Annotated in this window: 3 tRNA genes; all 3 read left to right on the top strand. The window is 54.0% G+C overall.

From position 1 onward, the window contains the following. The first annotated feature begins 1 nt into the window (after nt 1). The 3 genes from EC604_RS29645 to EC604_RS29655 all read left to right on the top strand — a co-directional run bounded on the left by EC604_RS29645 (nt 2) and on the right by EC604_RS29655 (nt 260). A tRNA-Asn gene (locus EC604_RS29645) sits at nt 2-77 on the top strand. 1 nt (nt 78) lies between these two features. After that, a tRNA-Ser gene (locus tag EC604_RS29650) sits at nt 79-170 on the top strand. Between the two features lie 18 nt (nt 171-188). Next, nucleotides 189-260 (top strand) — tRNA-Glu (locus EC604_RS29655). Nucleotide 261: the final 1 nt, after the last annotated feature.

The raw sequence follows: 261 nt of genomic DNA on the forward strand, positions 1-261 counted from the left end.
TTCCCTGATAGCTCAGTTGGTAGAGCACTCGACTGTTAATCGAGTTGTCACAGGTTCGAGTCCTGTTCGGGGAGCCATGGAGAGGTGTCCGAGCTGGCCGAAGGAGCACGATTGGAAATCGTGTAGGCGTCACAAGCGTCTCGAGGGTTCGAATCCCTCTCTCTCCGCCATAATTCTTCTTTAGGTAAGGCCCGTTGGTCAAGGGGTTAAGACACCTCCCTTTCACGGAGGTAACAGGGGTTCGAATCCCCTACGGGTCAT

Source organism: Paenibacillus amylolyticus, from assembly GCF_003719335.1.
GTDB classification, from domain to species: Bacteria; Bacillota; Bacilli; order Paenibacillales; family Paenibacillaceae; genus Paenibacillus; species Paenibacillus amylolyticus_D.